Genomic DNA, 24,057 nt, shown 5'->3' with positions numbered 1-24,057 from the left:
CTCCGTCGTCGGCAGCGTCAGATGTGTATAAGAGACAGGCGCAGCGAGCCCGCAATCGGCGGCGCGACGGTCGAGAAGCCCGGCACGAACTTCGCGACGACCAGCGACCACAAGCCCCAGCGCACGAAGCGCGCCTCGGTCTGCGTCACGCAGGACGCCGGATTGATCGACAGCCGGCACAGGCCGGACAGCACGCGATAGCCGAACAGGCGTCCGGCGAGGTACCACAGCCAGTCCGCGACCACCGACGCGCACACCGCCGCGACGAGCATCGCGCCCGCCTGCCCGGAACCCGCGGCGAGGCTGCCGGCGACGAGCAGCGTCGGCACCGCCGGCACCGGCAGGCCCAGCTGCTGCAACAGCACGTTGACGAACACGACCCATACGGCATCGCGCTGGATCGCTTCGGTGATCTGGCTGAGATCCATCACCCCGCCCCGCGCGTCGCCGCCGGGAGCCCCAAATGAACAGAGCCACGATTCTCTCGCGAAAATCGTGGCTCTGCGCAACGGTATGAACGACTCAGCGTTCCGGCTCGCCCTTCAGTCCGCGCACGAAGGCCTTGCTGCCATCGCGCACCGTGTGGCCGACCGCGGTGCCGGTGCGCTTCATCGCGTCCCAGGTCACGACCGCCGCGTCGCGCGCCGTATGCCCGACCTGGCGACCGACATTCGCGGCGCCGTGGCCGATCTCGCGCCCGGCGTCGCGGGCGCCGGTGCCGATCTCGTGCATCGTCGAGCCGATGCCGTGACCGACGCCCTCGGCCGTCGTCGTGCCGTTGTTCGACTGCTGCGCCGCGGCGGACAGCGGCACCAGCGCGATTGCGCCCGCCGCAACGAGGCGCAGGATGGAAGCCGGCTTGCGAGGCCGGCCGGATAGGATGCGTGTCGGCATCATCTGGTCTCTCCTCTCGACGTGCTGCCCATTAACCATCGCAGCTTACATCACGCCCACCGTCCGCACGGTAAGCGGGCGTAACCCGGCGTCACAGCAGCGGTGCGAGCCAGCGCGCGGCCTGCTCGACGGTCATGCCGGTGCGTTTCGCCCAGTCCTCGAGCTGGTCGCGGCCGATCTTCGGGATCGCGAAATAGCGCGCCTCGGGGTGTGCGAGGTAGAAGCCGCTGACCGCGGCCGCCGGGCTCATCGCGAAGGATTCCGTCAGCGTCATGCCGGTATTCTTCGTCGCATCGAGCAGCGCGAAGAGCCCACCCTTCGCAGTGTGGTCCGGGCAGGCCGGGTAGCCCGGCGCCGGACGGATGCCGCGGTAGTCCTCGCGGATCAGCGCGTCGTTGTCGAGGGATTCGTCGGCCGCGTAGCCCCAGAACTCCTTCCTCACGCGCGCATGCAGCCACTCGGCGCAGGCTTCTGCGAGACGATCGGCGAGGCTCTTCAGCATGATCGCGTGGTAGTCGTCGTGCGTCGCCTCGAACTCGGCGAGCTTCCGTTCGATGCCGAGCCCGGCCGTCACGGCGAAGGCGCCGGCGTAGTCGGCAACGCCGGACTCCTTCGGCGCGACGAAGTCGGACAGGCAGTAATGCGGCCTGTCCGACGGGCGCTCATGCTGCTGGCGCAGGCCGTGCCACACGCCAACGGTGGCGGCGCGCGACTCGTCGGCATAGAACGCGATGTCGTCGCCGACGCTGTTCGCCGGGAAGAGGCCGAACACCGCGCGCGCCTCGAGCCAGCCCTCGGCGACAATCTTCGCGAGCATCCCCTGGCCGTCCTTGAAGACGTTGCGCGCCGTCTCGCCGACCACCTCGTCGTCGAGGATCTTCGGGAAGCTGCCGGCGAGGTCCCAGGTCTGGAAGAAGGGGCCCCAGTCGATGAAGTCGACGAGTTCGGCGAGCGGCACCGCGAGCGCCTGCACCCCCAGGGTGTTCGGCTTCGGCGGCACGTAGGGCTGGTAGCCCGCCTGGTGGCTGTTGCTGCACGCGGCGACCGGCTCCGACGACCAGTCGGTGCGGAAGGCGTTCGCGCGCGCGGCCTCCAGGCTCACGAGCTGCACGCCCTTCTTGTTCGCGTGCTGCGCGCGGATCTTGTCGTAGTCGGCGGCGAGCTGCGCCTTGAAGTCGGCCGCACCGCCTTCGGACAGGAGCGCCGTGACGACGCCGACCGCGCGCGAGGCGTCCGGCACATACACGACCGGCTGGCCGTAGTGCGGCGCAATCTTGATCGCGGTGTGCGCGCGGCTCGTCGTCGCGCCGCCGATTAAGAGCGGCACCTCGAAGCCCTGGCGCTGCATCTCGGCCGCGACGTGGCTCATCTCCTCCAGCGAGGGCGTGATCAGGCCCGACAGGCCGATCGCCTGCGCGCCATGCTCGCGCGCGGCATTGAGGATCTTCTCGGCGGGCACCATCACGCCGAGGTCGATCACTTCGTAGCCGTTGCAGCCCAGCACGACGCCGACGATGTTCTTGCCGATGTCGTGCACGTCGCCCTTCACGGTCGCGACGACGATGCGGCCCTTGGAGGTCGCGCCAGTCCTGAGCTTCTCGGCTTCGATGAAGGGAATCAGGTGCGCGACCGCCTGCTTCATCACGCGTGCGGATTTGACGACCTGCGGCAGGAACATCTTGCCCGCGCCGAAGAGATCGCCGACCACGTTCATGCCGGCCATCAGCGGGCCCTCGATCACCGCGAGCGGCGGGCGCCCTTCGGCTTCGAGCTTCGCGCGCACTTCCTCGGTGTCGGCGACGACGAAGTCGGTGATGCCCTTCACGAGCGCATGCGACAGGCGCTCCTCGACCGACCACTCGCGCCACGCGAGGTCCGGTCCGGTATTCTTCGCCTTGCCTTCCTTCACCGATTGGGCGAACTCGACCAGCGCCTCGCCCGCACCCGGGTGGCGGTTCAGCACGACGTCCTCGACCTTGTCGCGCAGCGCGGGTTCGAGATCGTCGTACACGCCCAGCATGCCGGCGTTGACGATGCCCATCGCCATGCCGGCCTTGATCGCGTGGTACAGGAACACCGTGTGGATCGCCTCGCGCACCGGGTCGTTGCCGCGGAAGCTGAAGGACACGTTCGACACGCCGCCCGAAGTCTTCGCGTACGGCAGGTTCTGCTTGATCCACGCGACGGCGTTGATGAAGTCGACGGCGTAGTTGTCGTGCTCCTCGATGCCGGTCGCGATCGCGAAGATGTTCGGGTCGAAGATGATGTCTTCGGGCGGAAAGCCGATCCCGACCAGCAGATCGTAGGCGCGCTTGCAGATCTCGGTCTTGCGCTGGTAGGTGTCGGCCTGGCCCTTCTCGTCGAAGGCCATCACGATCACCGCGGCGCCGTAGCGGCGGCACAGGCGCGCCTGGCGCAGGAACTCGGCCTCGCCTTCCTTCATCGAGATCGAGTTGACGACGCCTTTGCCCTGGATGCACTTGAGGCCCGCCTCCATCACGCTCCACTTCGACGAGTCGAGCATGATGGGCACGCGCGAGATGTCCGGCTCGGACGCGATGAGCTTGAGGAAGCGCTCCATCGCCGCCATCGAGTCGAGCATCGCCTCGTCCATGTTGATGTCGATGACCTGGGCGCCGTTCTCGACCTGCTGGCGCGCGACCGCCAGCGCGTCGTCGAAGCGGCCTTCGAGGATCATGCGCGCGAAGGCCTTGGAGCCGGTGACGTTGGTGCGCTCGCCGACGTTGACGAACAGGCTGTCGGCGCCGACGTTGAAAGGTTCGAGGCCGGACAGGCGCAGCTTCTTCTCGACTTCCGGCACCGCGCGCGGCGCGACGTCGGCAACCGCCTGCGCGATCGCCGCGATGTGCGCCGGGGTCGTGCCGCAGCAGCCGCCGACGATGTTCACGAGGCCGGCTTCGGCCCATTCGCGGATCGCGCCCGCGAGCGCTTCGGGCGTCTCGTCGTAGCCGGTCGGCGACAGCGGATTCGGCAGGCCGGCGTTCGGGTGCGCGGAGACGTGGGTGTCGCACACGTGCGACAGCTCCTCGACGTACTGGCGCAGTTCCTTCGCACCGAGCGCGCAGTTGAGGCCGAAGGAGATCGGCCGCGCGTGCGCGAGCGAGTTCCAGAAGGCTTCCGCGGTCTGGCCGGAAAGCGTGCGCCCCGACGCGTCGGTGATCGTGCCGGAAATCATCACCGGCACGCGACGCGAGGTCTCGTCGAACAGCTTCTCGACCGCGAACACCGCGGCCTTCGCGTTCAGCGTGTCGAAGATCGTCTCGATCAGCAGCAGGTCCGCGCCGCCTTCGAGGAGGCCGCGCGCGGAGTCGTAGTAGTCATCGACCAGCGCATCGAAGCTGATGTTGCGGAAGCCGGGGTCGTTCACGTCGGGCGAGATCGACAGCGTGCGCGAGGTCGGGCCGAGCACGCCGGCGCAATAGCGCGGCTTGGCCGGATCCTTCACGGTGTATTCGTCGCACAGCTCGCGCACGAGGCGCGCGCCGGCGACGTTGATCTCGTACGCGAGCTCCGCCAGCCCGTACTCGGCCTGCGACACGCGCGTGCCGTTGAAGGTGTTGGTCTCGATGATGTCCGCGCCGGCATCGAGGTAGGCGCGGTGGATGCCGGCGACGACCTCGGGGCGAGTGAGCACCAGCAGGTCGTTGTTGCCCTTGAGGTCCTTCGGGTGGGACTTGAAGCGCTCGCCGCGGTAGTCCGACTCGCCCAGCTTGTGCTGCTGGATCATCGTCCCCATCGCGCCGTCAAGAATCAGGATGCGGCGGGCGAGAAGGTCGCGGAGTTCTTGGCTGCAGTCGGCTTGCATGGTCTACCTCGGTCGTGCGGTTCAGACACCGGGCAGACGCTGCAAAGAAAAACGGCGCAGCAAACCCGGCTGGTGGTTTGCGAGCGCCGTTGTTCGGTTGCCGAGCCTGGCCCGGACTTGGTCCACGGGTCGCAGCGCTCCTCGGCAATCCGGTAATTTTAGGGAAATTCCCCGCCGGTGCCAAGCCGGCGGGAATTACAGCAGTTCGCGCCGGTTCAGCGGTATCCGAGCGCCTGGCGCGCCTGGGTGAGGGCGTCCGTGATCGGCTGGAACGGCCCGTACATGTGCTGGCTGCGCGGGAAGGCGGGCGGATTGGCGGGATCGATCGACCACGCGCCGGCGGCGTCCTTGCGGGGCATGGTGAAGTCGTAGCTCGCGTCGACCGCGCGCTTGAGGGCGTTCGGCACTCCGTCGGGTCCGACGCCGGCCCAGTCCTGCGTGATGTGGCGCGGATTGAAGGGGCGCGGCAGCGACAGCAGGTAGGCGGTGACGTCCCACGCGTCCTCGGCGGCCATCAGCGTGGTCGGATCCAGCGCATTCACCTTGTCGTGCGGCATGTTGCTGTAGACGAACGCCGCCGCGGTCTGGAGCCGCCCCATGCCGGCCATCAGCCCGTGGCTGTTTGCCCCCCACAGCGCGGGATAGCGGAAGCGCTGCTCGTCGTCGCGCCACACCCCCGAGCCGTCTTCCTGGTGACAGCTGCGGCAGCGCTCGGTGTAGATGTTGGCGCCGCGCGCCGGACTGGCGGCCCGCGACAGGGCGGCCGGCTTGCGGGTCTCCTGGCCCCGCACCTGCTGCCACGTGTAGCCGGGCTGCAGTCCGGTCGCCAGGAATTCGACATAGGCGATCAGATCCTTCATCCATTCGCTGTCGGTCGGGATCATTTCGCCCGCGAGGGAACGCTCGAAGCAACCGTTGATGCGGATCGGCAGATCGCGGGCGACGTTCTCGCGCGCGCTGAACTGCGGCGTCGCATACTCGATCGCCGCGACGACGAGCGGCACCGCATACGGGCGCGTGCCCTCGTCCATGTGGCAATTGCCGCAGGCGAGCTTGTTGCCGACATAGGGCTTGCCATTCGCGGCGAAATTCCCGCTCTCGGCGCCGAGGTAGCGGTAGGTGGAACGGAAGATGTCCTTGCCGCGCGCGGCCGCCGGGCTCATCAATGCGGGATCGGGAATCTGGTAGGCGGGCGCGTAGAAGGCGTTGTAAGCGGCGGGGTCGGTCCCGCTGCCGGCGAGCGCGGCGGCGGCCGCGGCGCTGAACGCGAGCCCGAAAAGGACGCGCAGGGTGCGATGTGACATGTCGGCTTTCCTCCGGTTGTCGAACGCGGGAGCCGCGGCCCGCTGCGCCGGCCGCGGCATGAGTACTGTCCTATGTACTCGCGCAGGCTACGCGCCCGCCCCGGGGGACAACATTCAGAGGATGGAGTGGTCGACTAGATGAATCGCATTATCGACAACCGCATAATTCCATGCTAGAGCGATCGGCATGCCGCGAGCGACGCGCGGGGCGCAGCCGGCTTCAGTCCCCGCCGTCGATGAAATCGAGCACGTCCTTCACGAAACGCTCGCGCAGCCACAGGTGCGGCGCGTGGTCGACGTCCTCGTAGATGTGCAGCAGCGCGTTGGGGATGTTGTCGCGCACGTAGTGGGCAGTGCGCGTGTGGTAGAAGTTGCTCGCACCGCCGTAGACCAGCAGCGAGGGAACGTCGATCTTCTCCAGCACGTCGCGGTAGTCGGCCGCGGCGAGGCTGGACCAGCAGTCGATCAGCGGCTGCGGCGCCATCGCGCGCAGGCGCTGGCGCGCGAGCTCCATGCCCTCGCCGTTCTCCCGGTACTTGCGCCGCGCACGCTCGTTGAGGCTGCGGCCGACGAGGCCCAGCACGCCTTCGGCGAAGTCCTGCTGCAGCTCGCGCACGAAGGCCGCATTGCGCGCCTGGTCGAAGTCGCCGTAGATGCCCCAGCGCCAGTGCATGTCGGTGAGGATGCGCGGCGACTGGTCGATGATGACGAGCTTGCGCAGGCGGGCGCAGCCGAAGTCACGGATGTACTGCCACAGCGTCAGCGCCCCCATCGAATGGCCGATGACGATCGCGTCGCGCAGCTTCCAGTGCTCGAGCATCTCCTCGAGGTCGCGCGCCATGCGCGCGGCGCTCACCGGGGAGTGCGCCTGCAGCGCGTGACCGCCGTGCCCGCGCGCATCCCAACGATACACGCGGTGGCGCGCGGCGAAGGCCTCGACGAAGGGATTCCAGTCGCGGTGGCTCGCGGTCCAGCCGTGCAGCAACACGAGCGGCGGCCCCTCGCCATCGATCTTCACGTGGATGTGCTCGCCGTCGTCGGCCCGAAAATGGATCATCGCAATACCCGCTGACAGTCTGTGCTGCAGCGCAGTATAAGCTGCGAAGGCGGCGGAAGGCGGGCGCGGATCAGCGGGGCATCATGTGCAGACCCATGGAGCGCATCGGGGCATGCGGAAATGCCGGGAAACCGCTCCGCAGGCCCATCACCGGGCCGCTGGGGCTAAAGATGTAGGTACGGCTCGTGCGCGCGACCTTGCCGTCGACGAAGTGCACGTTGAAATACGTGTAGATGCCGGGGCCGTCGTTCTCGATGTTCCAGTCCCACACCTCTTCGCCGCTCAGCCGATAGAACTCGACCGTGCGGTGCGACCCGAGCAGGCGCGACACCTCTTCGCGCGTCATGCCCGGCGCGACGCGGACGAGGTTCTCGAACGCCAGCGCGTTTTCCTGGCGCAACACTTTGCCCGACGGGTCGACGGTCACCATCAGCGTGACGTGGCCGTAGGGCTGGTTCGAGTATTCCAGCGTGTGCGTGCCGTCGTCGTTGTCCCAGCGCCGCACCGGGTTGCCGTGCGCGGCGATGGCCTCGGCCTCGGTCGCCAGCGGACGCATCCCGCCCATCTGCCCACAGCCCGCTACCAGCGCCGCGAGCGCGAGCAACACCGCGATGCGCAGCCACTTCACGACTGCCTGTCCCTGCTTCACTTGTGTCAGCCTCGCAGTTCGACGAAGCGGCTCGTGCGTGCGACGCGGCCGTCGTCGTTGAAATGCACCAGGAAGAACACCGGGTCGCCCGACGCCTCCTTGCCGACGCGCCAGCCCCACACCGTTTCCTTCGCCAGGTCGAAACGCTCGCGCGTTCCCGGCGCCCCGAGGATGCGCCGCACCTCGTCCCCGCTCATGCCCCGTTGGATACGTGCGAAGCTGTTTTCGTTCAGCACCTGGTCCACCCTGCGCAGCACGCTGTCGGCACCGATGGTCATCATGAAGCACTCCGTGCCCATGGGCTGGCGCGAATACTCCCAGGTCACCGAACCGTCATCGTTGTACCACTCCATCTGTGGCGGGCCGAAGCGCTGGCGCACGTCGGCGGCCGTCGAGACGCCCGGCTCCAGTTCCTTCAGGTTGAAGTGATCGCAGGCCGCGAGCCCGAGCGCGGCGAGGAGGCTGCACAACACGGTGAACAGGCGCTTCATCGGGACGATTCTCCTCACTGGGGAACGCGGCGCCGGGACTGCCGGCAAACGCGCGCAAATGCAACACATTATGTCGGCCCGCGGCGGGCCTGGGCTAGAATCGCCCCATGTCGGGGCGCGGCACAATCGCGAACCGGCCAGTCCGCATACAACGCTTCGGAGAACGGTTCATGAAGAAGACCCTGATCGCCCTCGCCCTCGTCACCGCCGGCCTGTCGGCCGCCCACGCCCAGACGGTCGTCAAGATCGGCCACGCCGGCCCGCTCACCGGCCCGATCGCCCACATCGGCAAGGACGGCGAGAACGGCGTGCGCCTCGCGATCGAAGACGCCAACGCCAAGGGCATCGCCATCGGCGGCCAGAAGGTCAAGTTCGAGCTCGTCAGCGAAGACGATCAGGCCGACCCGCGCACCGCCACCACCGTCGCGCAGCGCCTGACCGATGCCGGCGTCAAGGGCGTGGTCGGCCACGTCACCTCCGGTGCGTCGATCCCCGCCTCGCGCATCTACGAGCAGGCCGGCGTGCCGGTCATCACCCCGTCGTCGACCAGCCCGAAGCTCACGCAGCAGGGCTACAAGGTCACCTTCCGCGTCATCGCCAACGACCTGCAGCAGGGCGCGGCGATGGCCAAGTACGCCAACAAGCTCGGCGCGAAGAAGGTCGCGATCATCGACGACCGCACCGCCTACGGCCAGGGCCTCGCCGATGCGTTCGCCGAAAGCCTGAAGAAGGAAGGCATCCAGATCGTGGGCCGCGAATTCACGACCGACAAGGCCACCGACTTCACCGCGATCCTCACCAAGATCAAGACCAAACAGCCCGACGCCGTGTTCTTCGGCGGCATGGACGCGCAGTCCGCGCCGATGCTGCGCCAGATGCGGCAGCTCGGCATGGCCGCGAAGTTCCTCGGCGGCGACGGCACCTGCACCGGCGGGATGATCACGCTCGCGGGCGACGCACTCAGCGGCGACACCTACTGCACCCAGGCCGGCATCCCGATGGACAAGATGCCGGGCGGCGCGGCTTTCAACAAGCGCTTCAAGGAAGTCTACAAGGGCGAAGTGCAGCTCTACGCGCCCTACAACTACGACGCCGCAATGGCGCTGATCGAGGCGATGAAGGCCGCCGGCTCGGTCGAACCGGCCAAGTACCTGCCGGCACTGCAGAAGCTCAACATGCAGGGCGTCACCGGCAAGATCGCCTTCGACAAGAACGGCGACGTCCTCGACGCCGGCGTGACGCTGTACCAGTTCAAGGGCGGCAAGTGGGAAGCGCTCAACTGAGCATGTACAACACGCCCGCCGCGCACCACAGGCGTGCGGCGGGCGGCGGGAACGAACCGGATCGGGGCGCTGCGGCGCCCCTTTTTGTTGCCGCGCAGGCCGCGATCCGCCGATTCCCGGGCTGCCGCTGTGTATCCACGTTTGGCATTAGGGTAATCCACAATCTGGCATGGATTGTGCGATGCATCATGCGTATGAATGCACGCCGACCCGTTCGAAACCCGCACCAGCCAACGATCCTTGACATCCGCACCATCCTCCCGCCATCGACATGGGCGGACACGCGGGGCCCGTTGCTGCGATGCAGAAGGCGCAATCCATCATATCTCTGTTGCAATTTGCGCATCCCGGCCCTTTTTTGGGCAGAATACGCGGACTTTTCAGCCCCCCGGGACCTTTGCATAAGGTGATAGTCGGGGGCGAATGGAGAAGCGGCATCACGTGCAGCACCCCGGCGGCCCTTTGGCGCTCACGAAGGCCGGAAGTGTCGTTCGGGCTCTCAATCTCACGAATCGATCTCGCTGGAGGAGAAACATGAAGCAAACCGTCGTCGCACTCGCGATCATGGCAATCGGCCTGTCCGCCGCCCAGGCGCAGGAAATGGTGGTCAAGCTCGGCAGCGTCGCACCGCTGACCGGCACCATCTCCCACCTCGGCAAGGACAACGAAAACGGCGCACGTCTCGCCATCGAGGACGCCAATGCCAAAGGCGTCACCATCGCCGGCAAGAAGGTCAAGTTCGAGCTGATGGGCGAGGACGACCAGGCCGACCCGCGCACCGGCACCACCGTCGCCCAGCGTCTCGTCGATGCGGGCGTGAAGGGCGTCGTCGGCCACCTGAACTCGGGCACCACGATCCCGGCCTCGCGCATCTACAACCAGGCCGGCGTGCCGATGATCTCGCCCTCGGCGACCAACCCGACGCTCACGCGCCAGGGCTACAAGGCCGTGTTCCGCACGATCGCCAACGACGTGCAGCAGGGCAGCGTGCTCGGCAAGTTCATCGTCGGCTCGCTCGCGGCGAAGACCGTCGCGATCATCGACGACCGCACCGCGTACGGCCAGGGCCTCGCCGACGAGACCGAGAAGGCCGTGAAGGCGGGCGGCGGCAAGATCGTCGCGCGCGAATTCACGACCGACAAGGCGACCGACTTCAACGCGATCCTGACCAAGATCCGCGGCGCCAAGCCCGACGTGATCTTCTTCGGCGGCATGGACGCGCAGGGCGGCCCGATGCTGCGCCAGCTCAAGCAACTGGGCGTCGAAGCCAAGTTCGTCACCGGCGACGGCGGCTGCAGCCCCGAGATGATCAAGCTCGCCGGCGATGCGATCGGCGCCAATGCCTACTGCTCGATGGCGGGCCTGCCGCTCGAGAAGATGCCGGGCGGCACGGAGTTCCGCAACCGCTACAAGGCACGCTTCAATGCCGACGTGCAGATCTACTCGCCGTACGCCTACGATGCGGCGATGGCGATGATCAAGGCGATGCAGGCGGCCAACTCGGTCGAGCCGGCCAAGTACCTGCCCGAGCTGAAGAAGAGCAACTTCCCCGGCGTGACCGGCACGGTGGCCTTCGACGACCTGGGCGACATCAAGGACGGCGCCATCACGCTGTACCAGTTCAAGTCCGGAACCTGGGCGCCGATGTAAGGCTGGCGTTATTCAGGCCCTCCAGTCTGGATGACCCGAAGCGGGGGTTGCGATCACGCAGCACGGTCGCACCCCCTTTTTTATGAACCACGCGACATGTAACCCGATGTATCTTCAGTTCTTCCGCGGTCCGGCGAACACACCTGCGCCGAGCCCGCTGCGCCCGCGATCCGCGCGCGCGAATTCCGCGTCCGAACGGCGTACCGGCCCCACGACGACCGCCCCGCTTGATCCATCCCTGTGCGGCCCGCACCCGACATCCCGAGGGTAAACATGGAAATCTTTCTTCAACAGATCGTGAACGGTCTCGTCGTCGGCAGCGTGTATGCGCTGGTCGCGCTGGGTTACACGATGGTTTACGGCATCCTGGGCCTGATCAACTTCGCCCACGGTGATCTCGTGATGGTCGGCGCGCTCACCGCGCTTCAGACCATGATGTTCCTGATGGGGGTCGCCCCCGGCATGTCGCCGATCGCGATGCTGTCCCTGTCGTTGCTCGTCGCGATCCCGGTGTGCATGCTGCTCGCCTTCACGATGGAGCGCCTCGCCTACCGTCCGCTGCGCAACGCGCCGCGCCTCGCGCCGCTGATCACCGCGATCGGCGTGTCCTTCCTGCTGCAGACCCTGGCGATGATCATCTGGGGCCGCAACTACCACACCTTCCCGCAGCTGATCTCGACGACGCCGATCCAGCCGATCGAAGGCGTGTTCATCACGCCGATCCAGATCACGATCATCGTCGTCTCGGCCCTGATGATGGCCGGCCTCGTGCTGCTGGTGACCAAGACCAAGCTCGGCCGCGCGATGCGCGCGACCGCCGAGAACCATCGCGTCGCGGCGCTGATGGGCGTCGACACCAACATGATCATCGCGCTCACCTTCGTGATCGGTGCGGCGCTCGCGGCGGTCGCCGGCGTGATGTTCGCGAGCAACTACGGCATCGCGCACTACGGCATGGGCTTCATGCCCGGCCTGAAAGCCTTCACCGCTGCGGTCCTGGGCGGCATCGGCAACCTCGGCGGCGCCATGCTGGGCGGCATCGTGCTGGGCCTGGTCGAATCCTTCGGCGCCGGCTACATCGAGCACCTGACCTTCGGCTTCCTCAATTCGTCCTACCAGGACATCTTCGCCTTCATGATTCTCGGCCTCGTGCTCATCTTCAAGCCTACCGGCCTGCTGGGTGAACGCGTCTCCGACCGGGCCTGACGCGGGAGTATGCACAGATGAATGAACTCGCATTGGCCATTCCCTGGCTCGGCAAACGCAACCCGCTCGCCGCGCGCTGGCTCGTGATCGCGATCGCGATCGCCGCGCCGCTGGTCGCGATGGCCTTCGGCCGCACCTGGGTGCGCGTGCTGGATTTCGCGCTGCTCTACATCCTGCTGGCGCTGGGCCTCAACCTCGTCGTCGGCTTCGCCGGCCTGCTCGACCTCGGCTACATCGCGTTCTACGCGGTGGGCGCCTACACCGCGGCCTTCCTCGCGTCGCCGCACTTCGACGTGCACCTGCCGATCTGGATCGTGCTGCCGCTGGCGGCGTGCTTCGCGGCGACCGCCGGCATCACGCTCGGCTTCCCGGTGCTGCGATTGCGGGGCGACTATCTCGCGATCGTGACGCTGGGTTTCGGCGAGATCGTGCGCATCTTCATGAACAACCTGAACTACCCGATCAACATCACGAACGGGCCGCAGGGGATCAACGCGCTCGACCCGGTCGTGCTGTTCGGCTGGGACCTCTCGCGCAACATCCAGGTCACCGAGGAGCTGTCGATCAACTCGCTGTTCCTCTACTACTACTTCTTCCTGCTGTGCGTGGTCGGCTCGATCATCTTCATCCAGCGCCTGCAGATCTCGCGCGTCGGCCGCGCGTGGGCCGCGATGCGCGACGACGAGCTCGCCGCCAAGGCGATCGGCATCAACACGCGCAACATGAAGCTGCTGGCGTTCGCGCTCGGCGCGACCTTCGGCGGCGTGTCCGGGGTGCTGTTCGGCACCTTCCAGGGCTTCGTGTCGCCCGAATCGTTCTCGCTGATGGAGTCGATCGCGGTGCTGACGATGGTGGTGTTCGGCGGCATGGGCAACATCGCCGGCGCGATCGTCGGCGCAATCATCCTCTCCGCGCTGCCCGAAATCCTCCGTCACCTCGCGGTACCGGTGCAGCAGGCCCTGTTCGGCCACGTGCTGCTCGACCCCGAAGTGCTCCGCATGCTGCTGCTGTCGCTCGCAATGATCCTGATGATGCTGCTCCGCCCGTCCGGCCTGATCCCGGCCAGCGCCAAGTACTCCCACATCCGCTACCTGAAGGCCAAGGGGGTGACCGAATGATCACCCTGCTCGAAGCCCGCAACATCGGCAAGCGCTTCGGCGGCCTGCAGGCGCTCTCGGATGTGTCGCTGACGATCCGCAAGGGCGAGGTGTACGGCCTGATCGGCCCCAACGGCGCCGGCAAGACGACCTTCTTCAACGTGCTGACGGGCGCCTACACGCCCGACGGCGGCGAGTTCGTGTTCAACGGCGCGGTCCTGCCGTCGGGCAAGCCGCATCTCGTGGTTGCACAGGGCGTCGCGCGCACTTTCCAGAACATCCGCCTGTTCCGCGAGCTCACCGCGCTCGAGAACGTCATGGCGGGACACCACATCCGCACCAGCGCGGGCGTGTGGGGCATCCTCACGCAGAACAAGCACACCGTCGAAGAGGAACGCCTGACCACCGAACGCGCGTACGAACTCCTCAGGTACGTGGGTATCGAACGCTTCGCCACCGCGACGGCGAAGAACCTCTCCTACGGCGACCAGCGCCGGCTCGAGATTGCACGCGCGCTCGCCACCGAGCCGCAGCTGCTGGCCCTCGACGAACCGGCCGCAGGCATGAACGCGACCGAGACCGTCCACCTCAAGGCGCTGATCGAGCAGATCCGCGGCGACGGCATCACCGTGCTGCTGATCGAGCACGACGTGAAGCTCGTGATGGGCCTGTGCGACCGCGTCGCCGTGCTCGACTTCGGGCGCAAGATCGCCGAGGACGTTCCGGCCGAGGTGCAGAAGAACGAGGCCGTGATCGGCGCCTACCTCGGCGGAGGCCAGAAGCATGCACACTAATCCCAACTCCCCCCTGCTCCAGCTCGCCGGCATGGAGGTCGCCTACGGCGGCATCAAGGCCGTCAAGGGCATCGACCTCGAGCTCTACCGCGGCGAGCTCGTGAGCCTGATCGGCGCCAACGGCGCCGGCAAGACCACGACGCTGAACGCCATCGCCGGCAGCCTGAAGATCGCCGGCGGCGAGATCCACTACGCAGGCGAGAAGGTCCATGTGCTGCCCGCACACAGGCGCCTGCGCCGCGGCATCGCGCTGGTGCCGGAAGGGCGCGGCATCTTCACGCGCCTCACCGTCGAAGAGAACCTGCGCATGGGCGCCTACACGCGCAACGACACGGCGGGCATCGAACAGGACCTCGAACGCGTCTACACGATGCTGCCGCGCGTGAAGGAGCGCCTGCACCAGATCGCCGGCACGCTGTCGGGCGGCGAGCAGCAGATGGTCGCGATCGGCCGCGCGCTCCTGTCGCGCCCCAAGCTGCTGCTGCTCGACGAGCCGTCGATGGGCCTCGCACCGCTGGTCGTGGAGAAGATCTTCGAGGTCGTGCAGTCGGTCGCGAAGGAAGGCGTGACGGTGCTGCTCGTCGAGCAGAACGCCAACCTCGCGCTGGAGTTCTCGCAGCGCGCCTACGTGATGGAGTCGGGCAAGATCACGCTGACCGGCAGCGGCGCCGACCTGCTGACCAACCCGAAGGTGCGCGCCGCCTACCTCGGCGAAGAAGCGGCCTGACGCGGCGCCACACCGCAATCCGGAGACGGGCGCGGACCTCGGGGTACGCGCCCGTCGTCCGTTTACGGAGCAGGAATCGCCGCCACTGCCGATCAGCCGGCTTCACGAGGCACGTTTCCCCGGTAGCCGCTGCCAAATCATAGGTCGAACACATATCAAGCCCTTTACCGCCGCTCTCGGGAGAACGACGATGCAAGATGCCCTACTGCTGGAAACCGCGCTCCGTGCCGCTTATCAGCAGGCACAGGCCAAGCGCCGCTCAATTCGGCTACCTACGAATTGCAGGTTCTCCGGCAGCGGGAAGAAAGTCGTTCTGACGCTTTCATCCAGCGCGGTCACACGCAACATGCAGGACGACGAAGCAGCATTTGAAGCCTGGCTGCTCGCTTTGAAGGCCTGGGGTTGCATCGACGACGCGGAATTGGCCTGGGAGCCGCCGGCTGACCGCAACAACGGGCATTACCAGCGTTTCCTGTACCGCGTCGTCAACTTCGCGGGGCTTTTCGACTGGTTCAGGGTGAACGAGCGGAGCCGGTCGCTTTTGGACGACTCCAGGGTGCGAAACCCGGGGTCCCGCAGGTTCCTGGTCAATACCGCGCAGAACCCGCAGAACGAGCCAAGCAAGCATTCGCCCGAATCGTTGCTTGAACAGCACCTGGTTGAATCCGGCTGGCTGGCACGCACATTCGGGCTTCGCCCCGACCGGGTGGGACGTCAGTTTCCGGTGGGCCTATTTGAAGGGAAGGTGTCCGGAAACGGGGGTAGCCGGGTATTTACGGGTGGCAAGAGCGCGATCGACCTCGTGGCGGTCGATGAGCAGCGCAACCGGTTGTGGATTTTCGAGTTGAAAGCGGGTCGCAACCGACCGATGGGAATTGTCAGCGAACTGCTTTTCTATGTTCACTTCGTGCTGGATCTGCTCAGCGGCCGGTTCGGGTTCGACGATGAGGAAGCACCCCGAATCAAGGGGCGCCTGCACCACCAGGACTTGAAATCATCCGGTATCACGGAATTGTTCGGCTGCTTCCTTGCCCCGGGATTCCACCCCCTGCTGGAGCATGACAGGGTGGTCGCATTGCTGAACTGCGGGCAGTGGCAAGGAGACGGGGACGCTATGAAGGTGCAGTTCCGCCTTCAGGCATTGCCGACGGACGTAGCGGACCTGTCTGCCACCCGAAGTCCAGTCGCGTAGAGATTGTCCGCCGCACACGCATGCTTCAGCGCACGCAGCCGACCGCCCGACGGCACCAGGCGACAAAGCCGATGCCGCCGAGCGTCAGGAAGCCCGCCATGCCCGCCGCCAGCGTGAGCGGCGAATACCACAGCACCGGCGCGAGCACGCCGGCGGTCAGGGAGTTGATGCCGACCTGCAGGAAGCTCTGGCAGCTCGACGCCAGCCCGCGGTGCGTGGGGAACAGGTCCAGCGCGAGCAGCGTCAGGCTCGGCATCGACAGCGCCATGCCGAAGGTGTACAGCATGATCGGCAGCACGGACTGCGGCAGGCCCGGCGGCATCAGCGACGCGACGAGGACGTTCGCGAGCGCCGCGCCTGCCATCAATGCGAAGCCGACCACGATCGTGCGCCGCGAATGCCAGCGCCCGGCGACCCGCCCCGACAGGGCCGATCCCGCGGTCATGCCGATCACCGACGGGACGAACATCCAGCCGAACTCCTGCGCGGACAGGCCGAGGTGCTTCATCAGGAAGGTCGGCGCCGACAGCACGTAGAGGAAGAAGCCGTTGAAGTTGAACGCCACCGCGCCGGCCAGCAGCACGAAGGCGGCGCTCCCCAGTACCCGCCGGTAGGCGCGGGCGAGCAGCACCGGGTGCAGCGGATGACGATGCTCGTGCGCGAGGGTTTCCGGCAGGTAGCGCCAGGTGAGGAAGCTGAGCCAGGCACCGAAGACGGCGAGGAAGAAGAAGATCGTCCGCCAGCCGCCCAGCGCGAGCAGCAGCCCGCCGATCATCGGCGCAATCGCCGGGGCGATGCCGAAGATCAGCATCACGCGCGACATCAGCCGCTGCGCGTGCTCGCCTTCATACAGGTCGCGGATCACCGCCCGGCCGACGACCATGCCCGCACCGCCGACCATGCCCTGCAGCGCCCGCCCGGCCCACAGCCATTCGATCGACGGCGCCAGCGCGCACACCAGCGAGGCGAGCGCGAACAGTGCCGTCCCGACGATCAGCACGCGCCGGCGGCCGAAATGGTCCGCCAGCGCACCGTGCCACAGCACCATGAAGGCGAAGGTGGCCATGTAGGCGGTCAGCGTCTGCTGGATCTGCAGCGGCGAGGCCGACAGCGCCTCGCCCATCGCGCCGAACGCGGGCAGATAGGTGTCGATGGAGAACGGGCCGATGGCGGCGAGCGCGGCGAGGACGAACGCAAGCCAGGGCGAGGAGGCGGGCATGAAGGGGGTTTCTCTGGGGCGTCTTGTTATTGGTGCCGTGCGCCCCTGCCCCGCGTCGGCGGCCCCGCGCGGGGCCGCGTCAGCGGGAATCGAGGCCGCGCCGGTACTGGATCGCCTCGGCCAGATGCGCCGGGCCGACGCGCTCGGCGCCGGCCAGGTCCGCGATCGTGCGGGCGACCTTGAGGATGCGATGATACCCCCGCGCGGACAGGTTCAGCCGGCGGATCGCGTGATCGAGCAGCGCCTTGCCCTGCTCGTCGGGCGCGCACAGCGCATCGACGCGGCCGGGCGCGAGGTGGCTGTTGGCGCGCCCCTGACGCTCGCGCTGCACGGCCCACGCCTGTGTGACGCGCTCGCGCACCGCGGCACTCGGTTCGCCGGCGGGCTGCCCGAGCATGTCGGCGTGATCGAGCAGCGGCACTTCGATGACGATGTCCATGCGGTCGAGCAGCGGGCCGGAGAGCCGCCCGCGGTAGCGCGCGACCTGGTCCGGCGTGCAGCGGCAGCGCCCGCCCTTGTCGCCGGCATGCCCGCACGGGCAGGGGTTCATCGCCGCGACGAGCTGGAAGCGCGCGGGGAACTCCGCGCGCTGCCGCGCCCGCGACACCGTGACGGTGCCGGTCTCGAGCGGTTCGCGCAGCGCCTCGAGGACGCGGCGCTCGAACTCCGGCAGCTCGTCGAGGAACAGCACCCCGTGGTGCGCGAGGCTGATCTCGCCGGGCCGCGGACTGGCGCCGCCGCCGACCACCGCGGGGGCCGAGGCGGAATGGTGCGGCGCGCGGTAGGGGCGTCGGCCCCAGCGGCGGGCGTCGAAGGCCCCTTCGAGCGACTGGATCGATGCGCTCTCGATCGCCTCGGCCTCGTCGAGCGGCGGCAGGAGCCCCGGCAGGCGGCGCGCGAGCATGGACTTGCCGGTTCCCGGGGGACCGAACATCAGCAGCGAATGCTGGCCGGCGGCGGCGACTTCGAGCGCGCGGCGTGCCTGCAGCTGCCCCTTCACCTCGGCGAGGTCCGGTTCGTCCTCCCTGCCCTCCGCCACCGGCGGCGGAAGACGGCGCGTGAGCGGCGTGTGGCCGTTGAGGTGGGCGCACACGGCCAGCAGGCTCTGAGCCGGCAGGACGCTCGCGTCGCGCGCGAGCGCGGCTTCGTCGGCATTCGCCGCGGGCAGCACCAGCGCGCGGCCGCTGCGGCCGCTCTCCAGGGCCATCGCGAGGCCGCCGCGCACCGGGCGCAGACTGCCGTCGAGCGACAGCTCACCGACGAATTCGTGACCGCCCAGCGCCGCCGCCTCGACCTGCCCCGACGCGGCGAGGATGCCCAGCGCGATCGGCAGGTCGAAGCGCCCACCTTCCTTGGGCAGGTCGGCCGGAGCGAGATTGACGGTGATGCGGCGCTGCGGGAATTCGAACTGCGAGGTGGCGATCGCGGCGCGCACGCGCTCGCGCGCTTCGCGCACCTCGGTGTCGGGCAGGCCGACGAGGTTGAAGGCCGGCAGACCGTTGGCGAGGTGCACTTCCACCGTCACCTCGGGTGCGCCCAGACCCGCGAGCGCGCGGGTGCGTACGAGAGCCAGCGACATCGGTTCCTCCGGAATGGACTGCGCGCAGTCTACCGGAGGTGCCGACAATGACAAACGGTTAGATCGGCAGCCCCCGCGAAAACGGGGGCAGGCGGCTTTACTCGCCGTCGCGCTCGGTGCGGGCGCGCGCGAGCTCGGATTCGAGCGCGGCGACGCGGTCTTCGAGTTCGGCGAGCTTCTGGCGTGCGTGCGCCAGCACTTCGCGCTGCACGTCGAATTCCTCGCGCGTCACCAGATCGAGCTTGCCGAAGGCGCTGCCGAGCAGGGCCTTGGCGTTCTTTTCGAAGTCCTTGGCGGGATTGCTGGCAGCCAGTTCGGAGAGCTTGGCGCCGATTTCGTCGAGGAAGCGGGGACCTGCCATGAAGGCACCTCAAATGACAGAAGGGAAAGCGGAAAGTCTAGCACGGACGCCGAGCGACAGCCGGCACGCCACGCCGTGCCCCATTGCGGTGAGCACGCGGAGGCTGTCGGCAGCGATGCACCACGATATCGACAGAAACGCACCAACTCGGTGCATTCCATCGCGCCGCGAATCTGCTGCGGGTGCACAAATCCGCTCCGAAAAACCCCGGAAACCCAGCGTTCCCTTTGTGTAACAGTTACTTATCGACACTTGACACAACTTGGCACGGCGCATGCGTAGGAGGACTTGCCAGCTATCAAACACCAACCATCAAGGAGCAAGACCATGCACAAGCGCCTCATCGCCCTGGCCGTTGCAACAGCCCTGCCGCTGATCGGCTCCGGCACGGCCGTGGCCGCCGACAGCCCGATCGCCGCCAACGTCGCCCTGGTGTCGGACTATGCCTACCGCGGCATCAGCCAGACCGACGAGAAGCCGGCGCTGCAGGGCGGGTTCGATTACGCCCATCCGAGCGGCCTGTACGTCGGCGTGTGGGGATCGAACGTGTCGTGGCTGAGCGATCTCGAGCGTGGTACCGACGCGAATTCCGGCAACAGCCTGGAGCTCGACATCTACGGCGGCTACAAGGGCACCATCGGCGCCATCGGCTACGACGTCGGCCTGCTGCAGTACGTCTACCCGGGCGATTTCGATGCGAACTGGCGCGGCACGGTCGGCCTGAAGAAGCCGAACACGCTCGAAGCCTATGTCGGCCTGTCGTGGGAGTTCCTGTCGTTCAAGTACTCGAACTCGCTGACCAACCTGTTCGGCACGCCGGACTCGAAGAACAGCCAGTACTTCGACCTGACGGCCGCCTACGAGGTGATCCCGGGCACGACGCTCAACGCCCACGTCGGCCGCCAGATGATCGCCGGCCCGGCCGACTCCTACACCGACTGGAAGCTCGGCGTGAGCCAGGTCGTCGCGGGCGTGACCCTGGGGCTGCACTACGTCGACACCAACCTGAAGGACAAGGACGCCCTCAACGCCGACGCCCGCTACATCGTGAGCGTCAGCAAGACCTTCTGAGCCTGCACTGCCGCGGGGCACCCGCCCCGCATGACTGAAAGGAAACCATCATGAAATTCGTCACCGCCATCATCAAGCCCTTCAAGCTCGACGAAGTGCGCGAGGCACTCTCGGCGATCGGCGTGCAGGGCATCACCGTCACCGAGGTCAAGGGCTTCGGGCGCCAGAAGGGTCACACCGAGCTGTACCGCGGCGCCGAGTACGTCGTCGACTTCCTGCCCAAGGTGAAGATCGAGGCCGCCGTCGCCACCGAGCTGCTCGACCAGGTGATCGAGGCGATCGAGAAGTCCGCCGCGACGGGCAAGATCGGCGACGGTAAGATCTTCGTCTTCGACCTCGAACAGGCCATTCGCATCCGCACCGGCGAAACGGGCGCCGATGCGCTGTAAGGAGAACGTCATGAAAAAACTGTTTGCTGTCCTGCTTGCGGTGCTCGCGCTCGGCTTCGCCGGGCTCGCCGCCGCCGAGGAGGCCCCGGCTGCGGCCGAGGCCGTCACCGCGGTGGCCGAGGCCGCTGCCGCCCCCGCGGCCGCGGCGCCGGCGCCCACGGTCAACAAGGGCGACACCGCCTGGATGCTGACCTCCACCGCGCTGGTCGCCTTCATGGTGATCCCGGGCCTCGCGCTGTTCTACGGCGGCCTGGTGCGTTCGAAGAACATGCTGTCGGTGCTGATGCAGGTCTTCGTGATCTTCTCGCTGATGGTCGTGCTGTGGTTCGTGTACGGCTACAGCCTCGCCTTCACCGAGGGCAACGCGTTCATCGGCGGCTTGTCGAAGGTGTTCCTCAAGGGCGTGACGGTCGATTCGATGGCCGCGACCTTCAGCAAGGGCGTCGCGATCCCCGAGTTCGCCTACATCGTGTTCCAGGCGACCTTCGCGGCGATCACCCCGGCGCTGATCGTGGGCGCCTTCGCCGAGCGCATGAAGTTCTCCGCGGTGCTGCTGTTCATGGTGCTGTGGTTCACCTTCTCCTACCTGCCGATGGCGCACATGGTGTGGTACTGGGCGGGCCCGGATGCCTACGTGGATGCCGCCGCGGGTGACGCGGCTGCTGCGACCGCAGGCTTCCTGTTCCAGAAGGGCGCGCTCGACTTCGCCGGCGGCACCGTGGTGCACATCAACGCCGCGGTCGCGGGCCTCGTCGGTGCCTTCCTGATCGGCAAGCGCATCGGCTACGGCCGCGAATCGATGGCCCCGCACTCGCTGACGCTGACGATGGTCGGTGCGTCGATGCTGTGGATCGGCTGGTTCGGCTTCAACGCCGGCTCCAACCTCGAAGCCAACGGCCTCACCGCGCTCGCCTTCCTCAACACGATGGTCGCGACCGGCATGGCGGCGATGTCGTGGATGACGGCGGAATGGCTGATGAAGGGCAAGCCCTCGCTGCTGGGTGCGGCTTCGGGTGCGGTGTCGGGCCTGGTGGCGATCACCCCGGCCTGCGGCTGGGTCGGCCCGATGGGCGCGCTGGTGATCGGCCTGCTGGCCGGCGTGATCTGCCTGTGGGGCGTGAATGGCCTCAAGCGCATGCTGGGCGCCGACGACGCGCTCGACGTGTTCGGCGTGCATGGCGTGGGCGGCATCCTCGGCGCGATCCTGACCGGCGTGTTCGCGAACCCGGACCTCGGCGGCGTCGGCGTGTATGACTACGTCGCCAACGCGGTGGCGCCGTTCTCGACCTCGGCGCAGGTCACCAGCCAGGTCTGGGGCGTGGTCGTCGCGATCCTGTGGTCGGGCGTCGTCTCGGTGGTCGCCTACAAGATCGTCGATGTGCTGATCGGCCTGCGCGTGCCGGAAGAAGAGGAGCGCGAAGGCCTCGACATCACCGCGCACGGCGAGACGGCCTATCACATCTGAGCATTGCCGGATCGCTCCCTCGTCCGGTCCTGCAGCGGGCGCCCCTTCGGGGGCGCCCGTTTTCGTTCACGGCTGGATCGCAGGGCGTCAGCGGAACACGATGGTCTTGTTGCCGTACTGCAGCACGCGGCCTTCGAGGTGGTAGCGCAGGCCGCGCGCGAGCACGGTCTTCTCGATGTCCTTGCCGTAGCGCACCATGTCCTCGACCGAATCCGAATGGTCGATGCGGATCACGTCCTGCTCGATGATCGGCCCCTGGTCGAGTTCGGACGTGACGTAGTGGCAGGTCGCGCCGATCAGCTTCACGCCCTTCGCCCAGGCCTGGTGGTAGGGTTTCGCGCCGACGAAGCTGGGCAGGAAGCTGTGGTGGATGTTGATGATGCGCCCCGGGTAGGCGGCGCACAGCTCGGGCGACAGCACCTGCATGTAGCGCGCGAGGACGATGGTGTCGCCGCGCACTTCCTCGACGATGCGTTGCACCTCGGCATAGGCCGCGGCCTTGTTGTCGGGCGCGACCGGCACGTGGTGGAAGGGGATGCCGTGCCACTCGACGAAGCCGCGGAAGGTGTCGTGGTTGGAGATCACGCACGGGATCTCGATGTCCAGCTCCTTCGACTGCCAGCGCGCGAGGAGGTCGTAGAGGCAGTGTTCCTGCTTCGACACCAGCACGACGACGCGCTTCTTCACCGCGGAATCGGTGATCGACCAGTCCATCTCCAGTTCCTCGGCGATGGGGCGGAAGCGCTCGCGGAATTCGGCGAGGTGGAAAGGCAGCGAATCGGCGCGGATCTCGACGCGCATGAAGTAGCGCCCGATCCCCTCCCCCTCGGTTGCGTCGGCGCGCGCGGGCTCGGCGTGCAGCGAGGTCTCGAGGATCCAGCCGCGGTGCTCGGCGACGAAGCCCGACACGCGCGCGACGAGGCCGACGCGATCGGGGCAGGATGCCGACAGGGTGTAGAAGCGTTCGCGATGCATGCGCTCAGCCCGCAACGCGCGCGAAGGCCTGGTCGATCTCGCGGCGCAGCTCGGGGTAGGTGCGCGTGACCGGGAACTGCGGGAACTCGCGGATCACGTTCTCCGGCGGGTGGAACAGGATGCCGCCGTGGGCCTCGCCGAGCATCGCGGTGTCGTTGTAGGAATCGCCCGCCGCGACGACCTTGAGGTTCAGTTCCTTGAAGCGCTTGACCGCTTCGCGCTTCTGGTCGGGCATGCGCAGGCGGTAGTCGACCAGCATGCCTTCGGCGTTGGCGACGAGCGAATGGCACAGCAGCGTCGGCCAGCAGAGCTGCTTCATCAGCGGCTTGGCGAATTCCTGGAAGGTGTCGGAGAGGATGACGACCTGGTAGCTCGCGCGCAGGTCGTCGAGGAAGTCGCGCGCGCCGGGCATCGGGCCCATGCCGGCGATCACGTCCTGGATGTCGGGCAGGCCGAGCTTCCTCTCCGCCAGGATGTTGAGCCGGTACTTCATCAGCGTGTCGTAGTTCGGCTCGTCGCGCGTCGTGCGGCGCAGCTCCGGGATGCCGGTGCGCTCGGCGAATTCGATCCAGATTTCGGGAACCAGCACACCTTCGAGGTCGAGACAGACGATCTGCACGGCGATATTCCTGTGTCGGCGGATAAACGGACTGCCGATTCTAGCAGCCGCGGCGGATTCCACCGCGGCACGCGGAAGTTGTCGGGTTCAAAAAATTTAATCTATCGGGAACCAATTGCTCGCGCAGCGGTCTGGGGAATATGGCCCTATAATGCTGGGGCTATATGCGTAACCCTTGGCCCGATGGAGGCCGTTTCGCGGGACGACTC

At 67.3% G+C, this 24,057-nt stretch carries 22 protein-coding genes and 1 riboswitch; of the genes, 10 read left to right on the top strand and 12 right to left on the bottom strand.

Going from position 1 to position 24,057, the window contains the following annotated elements; translation table 11 throughout:
* Positions 1–17: 17 nt before the first annotated feature.
* The 7 genes from GPA22_RS17375 to GPA22_RS17345 all read right to left on the bottom strand — a co-directional run bounded on the left by GPA22_RS17375 (position 18) and on the right by GPA22_RS17345 (position 8,221).
* Positions 18–428 carry a DedA family protein gene (locus GPA22_RS17375; RefSeq protein WP_246264483.1) on the bottom strand — a complete coding sequence of 137 codons (411 nt, stop codon included), beginning with the start codon at positions 426–428 and terminating at the stop codon, positions 18–20.
* Positions 429–522: 94 nt separating this feature from the next.
* Positions 523–897: a hypothetical protein gene (locus GPA22_RS17370; protein WP_246264481.1), complete on the bottom strand. Its 375-nt coding sequence runs from the start codon at positions 895–897 to the stop codon at positions 523–525.
* An 88-nt stretch (positions 898–985) separates the two neighbouring features.
* Entirely contained in the window at positions 986–4,720 is a 3,735-nt protein-coding gene (gene metH / locus GPA22_RS17365) for a methionine synthase (RefSeq protein ID WP_169257314.1), read from the bottom strand.
* 74 nt (positions 4,721–4,794) lie between these two features.
* Positions 4,795–4,869: riboswitch (S-adenosyl-L-homocysteine riboswitch) on the bottom strand.
* 66 nt (positions 4,870–4,935) lie between these two features.
* A complete protein-coding gene (locus GPA22_RS17360; RefSeq protein WP_169257313.1) occupies positions 4,936–6,024 on the bottom strand; it encodes a c-type cytochrome in 1,089 nt (362 codons plus the stop codon).
* A gap of 220 nt (positions 6,025–6,244) precedes the next feature.
* Complete coding sequence (locus GPA22_RS17355) at positions 6,245–7,081, bottom strand: alpha/beta fold hydrolase (protein WP_169257312.1); 837 nt, start codon at positions 7,079–7,081, stop codon at positions 6,245–6,247.
* 70 nt (positions 7,082–7,151) lie between these two features.
* A complete protein-coding gene (locus tag GPA22_RS17350) occupies positions 7,152–7,730 on the bottom strand; it encodes a hypothetical protein (protein WP_425483967.1) in 579 nt (192 codons plus the stop codon).
* A gap of 5 nt (positions 7,731–7,735) precedes the next feature.
* On the bottom strand, positions 7,736–8,221 hold the full coding sequence (locus tag GPA22_RS17345) for a hypothetical protein (protein ID WP_169257311.1): 486 nt from the start codon (positions 8,219–8,221) through the stop codon (positions 7,736–7,738).
* Positions 8,222–8,391: 170 nt separating this feature from the next.
* On the opposite strand from GPA22_RS17345, the gene GPA22_RS17340 reads away from it, so the two are divergent.
* From GPA22_RS17340 to GPA22_RS17310, 7 genes are all read left to right on the top strand, one after another.
* Positions 8,392–9,504 (top strand): branched-chain amino acid ABC transporter substrate-binding protein, encoded by a 1,113-nt coding sequence (locus tag GPA22_RS17340; protein ID WP_169257310.1) that lies wholly within the window; start codon positions 8,392–8,394, stop codon positions 9,502–9,504.
* Positions 9,505–10,038: 534 nt separating this feature from the next.
* A complete protein-coding gene (locus GPA22_RS17335) occupies positions 10,039–11,154 on the top strand; it encodes a branched-chain amino acid ABC transporter substrate-binding protein (RefSeq protein ID WP_169257309.1) in 1,116 nt (371 codons plus the stop codon).
* 273 nt (positions 11,155–11,427) lie between these two features.
* The gene (locus GPA22_RS17330) at positions 11,428–12,360 is read left to right on the top strand and encodes a branched-chain amino acid ABC transporter permease (RefSeq protein ID WP_169257308.1); all 933 of its coding nucleotides are present in this window, start codon (positions 11,428–11,430) and stop codon (positions 12,358–12,360) included.
* Between the two features lie 17 nt (positions 12,361–12,377).
* On the top strand, positions 12,378–13,478 hold the full coding sequence (locus tag GPA22_RS17325; protein ID WP_169257307.1) for an ABC transporter permease subunit: 1,101 nt from the start codon (positions 12,378–12,380) through the stop codon (positions 13,476–13,478).
* Positions 13,475–14,251, top strand: coding sequence for an ABC transporter ATP-binding protein (locus tag GPA22_RS17320; protein WP_169257306.1), 777 nt, complete (start codon positions 13,475–13,477; stop codon positions 14,249–14,251). Before GPA22_RS17325 ends, GPA22_RS17320 begins: the two co-directional genes overlap by 4 nt.
* Positions 14,241–14,978, top strand: a complete 738-nt coding sequence (locus GPA22_RS17315) for an ABC transporter ATP-binding protein (RefSeq protein ID WP_169257305.1) — start codon at positions 14,241–14,243, stop codon at positions 14,976–14,978. The genes GPA22_RS17320 and GPA22_RS17315 overlap by 11 nt, the downstream gene beginning before the upstream one ends.
* A gap of 190 nt (positions 14,979–15,168) precedes the next feature.
* The gene (locus tag GPA22_RS17310) at positions 15,169–16,170 is read left to right on the top strand and encodes a hypothetical protein (RefSeq protein ID WP_169257304.1); all 1,002 of its coding nucleotides are present in this window, start codon (positions 15,169–15,171) and stop codon (positions 16,168–16,170) included.
* Between the two features lie 25 nt (positions 16,171–16,195).
* Here GPA22_RS17310 and GPA22_RS17305 read toward each other — a convergent pair whose 3' ends face one another.
* From GPA22_RS17305 to GPA22_RS17295, 3 genes are all read right to left on the bottom strand, one after another.
* Positions 16,196–17,389, bottom strand: a complete 1,194-nt coding sequence (locus GPA22_RS17305) for a multidrug effflux MFS transporter (RefSeq protein ID WP_169257303.1) — start codon at positions 17,387–17,389, stop codon at positions 16,196–16,198.
* Between the two features lie 79 nt (positions 17,390–17,468).
* Entirely contained in the window at positions 17,469–18,968 is a 1,500-nt protein-coding gene (locus tag GPA22_RS17300; RefSeq protein ID WP_169257302.1) for a YifB family Mg chelatase-like AAA ATPase, read from the bottom strand.
* A gap of 97 nt (positions 18,969–19,065) precedes the next feature.
* Positions 19,066–19,329: an accessory factor UbiK family protein gene (locus GPA22_RS17295; RefSeq protein ID WP_169257301.1), complete on the bottom strand. Its 264-nt coding sequence runs from the start codon at positions 19,327–19,329 to the stop codon at positions 19,066–19,068.
* Between the two features lie 327 nt (positions 19,330–19,656).
* Here GPA22_RS17295 and GPA22_RS17290 point away from each other — a divergent pair, with 327 nt between their 5' ends.
* Genes GPA22_RS17290 through GPA22_RS17280 form a run of 3 tightly spaced genes read left to right on the top strand, consistent with a single transcriptional unit; the run spans position 19,657 to position 22,254 of the window.
* The gene (locus GPA22_RS17290; RefSeq protein WP_169257300.1) at positions 19,657–20,400 is read left to right on the top strand and encodes a TorF family putative porin; all 744 of its coding nucleotides are present in this window, start codon (positions 19,657–19,659) and stop codon (positions 20,398–20,400) included.
* 50 nt (positions 20,401–20,450) lie between these two features.
* On the top strand, positions 20,451–20,789 hold the full coding sequence (gene glnK, locus GPA22_RS17285) for a P-II family nitrogen regulator (RefSeq protein WP_169257299.1): 339 nt from the start codon (positions 20,451–20,453) through the stop codon (positions 20,787–20,789).
* A gap of 10 nt (positions 20,790–20,799) precedes the next feature.
* Positions 20,800–22,254, top strand: coding sequence for an ammonium transporter (locus GPA22_RS17280; protein ID WP_169257298.1), 1,455 nt, complete (start codon positions 20,800–20,802; stop codon positions 22,252–22,254).
* A gap of 87 nt (positions 22,255–22,341) precedes the next feature.
* Here GPA22_RS17280 and purU read toward each other — a convergent pair whose 3' ends face one another.
* Both purU and thrH read right to left on the bottom strand, forming a co-directional pair.
* On the bottom strand, positions 22,342–23,229 hold the full coding sequence (purU, locus tag GPA22_RS17275) for a formyltetrahydrofolate deformylase (RefSeq protein WP_169257297.1): 888 nt from the start codon (positions 23,227–23,229) through the stop codon (positions 22,342–22,344).
* Positions 23,230–23,233: 4 nt separating this feature from the next.
* Positions 23,234–23,848, bottom strand: coding sequence for a bifunctional phosphoserine phosphatase/homoserine phosphotransferase ThrH (gene thrH, locus GPA22_RS17270; RefSeq protein ID WP_169257296.1), 615 nt, complete (start codon positions 23,846–23,848; stop codon positions 23,234–23,236).
* Between the last annotated feature and the right edge of the window lie 209 nt (positions 23,849–24,057).

The sequence above is a fragment of the Aromatoleum toluvorans genome (genome assembly GCF_012910905.1).
GTDB classification, from domain to species: domain Bacteria; phylum Pseudomonadota; class Gammaproteobacteria; order Burkholderiales; family Rhodocyclaceae; genus Aromatoleum; species Aromatoleum toluvorans.
The sequence above is the reverse complement of the archived record's forward strand: the minus strand, read 5'-3'. Positions and strand labels throughout refer to the sequence as shown.

Excerpts from the sequence above, each read along its gene's own strand:
- GPA22_RS17375 (WP_246264483.1), bottom strand. The coding sequence starts at position 428 with ATGGATCTCAGCCAGATCACCGAAGCGATCCAGCGCGATGCCGTATGG.
- GPA22_RS17370 (WP_246264481.1), bottom strand. The coding sequence starts at position 897 with ATGATGCCGACACGCATCCTATCCGGCCGGCCTCGCAAGCCGGCTTCC.
- metH (WP_169257314.1), bottom strand. The coding sequence starts at position 4,720 with ATGCAAGCCGACTGCAGCCAAGAACTCCGCGACCTTCTCGCCCGCCGC.
- GPA22_RS17360 (WP_169257313.1), bottom strand. The coding sequence starts at position 6,024 with ATGTCACATCGCACCCTGCGCGTCCTTTTCGGGCTCGCGTTCAGCGCC.
- GPA22_RS17355 (WP_169257312.1), bottom strand. The coding sequence starts at position 7,081 with ATGATCCATTTTCGGGCCGACGACGGCGAGCACATCCACGTGAAGATC.
- GPA22_RS17345 (WP_169257311.1), bottom strand. The coding sequence starts at position 8,221 with ATGAAGCGCCTGTTCACCGTGTTGTGCAGCCTCCTCGCCGCGCTCGGG.
- GPA22_RS17340 (WP_169257310.1), top strand. The coding sequence starts at position 8,392 with ATGAAGAAGACCCTGATCGCCCTCGCCCTCGTCACCGCCGGCCTGTCG.
- GPA22_RS17335 (WP_169257309.1), top strand. The coding sequence starts at position 10,039 with ATGAAGCAAACCGTCGTCGCACTCGCGATCATGGCAATCGGCCTGTCC.
- GPA22_RS17330 (WP_169257308.1), top strand. The coding sequence starts at position 11,428 with ATGGAAATCTTTCTTCAACAGATCGTGAACGGTCTCGTCGTCGGCAGC.
- GPA22_RS17325 (WP_169257307.1), top strand. The coding sequence starts at position 12,378 with ATGAATGAACTCGCATTGGCCATTCCCTGGCTCGGCAAACGCAACCCG.
- GPA22_RS17320 (WP_169257306.1), top strand. The coding sequence starts at position 13,475 with ATGATCACCCTGCTCGAAGCCCGCAACATCGGCAAGCGCTTCGGCGGC.
- GPA22_RS17315 (WP_169257305.1), top strand. The coding sequence starts at position 14,241 with ATGCACACTAATCCCAACTCCCCCCTGCTCCAGCTCGCCGGCATGGAG.
- GPA22_RS17310 (WP_169257304.1), top strand. The coding sequence starts at position 15,169 with ATGCAAGATGCCCTACTGCTGGAAACCGCGCTCCGTGCCGCTTATCAG.
- GPA22_RS17305 (WP_169257303.1), bottom strand. The coding sequence starts at position 17,389 with ATGCCCGCCTCCTCGCCCTGGCTTGCGTTCGTCCTCGCCGCGCTCGCC.
- GPA22_RS17300 (WP_169257302.1), bottom strand. The coding sequence starts at position 18,968 with ATGTCGCTGGCTCTCGTACGCACCCGCGCGCTCGCGGGTCTGGGCGCA.
- GPA22_RS17295 (WP_169257301.1), bottom strand. The coding sequence starts at position 19,329 with ATGGCAGGTCCCCGCTTCCTCGACGAAATCGGCGCCAAGCTCTCCGAA.
- GPA22_RS17290 (WP_169257300.1), top strand. The coding sequence starts at position 19,657 with ATGCACAAGCGCCTCATCGCCCTGGCCGTTGCAACAGCCCTGCCGCTG.
- glnK (WP_169257299.1), top strand. The coding sequence starts at position 20,451 with ATGAAATTCGTCACCGCCATCATCAAGCCCTTCAAGCTCGACGAAGTG.
- GPA22_RS17280 (WP_169257298.1), top strand. The coding sequence starts at position 20,800 with ATGAAAAAACTGTTTGCTGTCCTGCTTGCGGTGCTCGCGCTCGGCTTC.
- purU (WP_169257297.1), bottom strand. The coding sequence starts at position 23,229 with ATGCATCGCGAACGCTTCTACACCCTGTCGGCATCCTGCCCCGATCGC.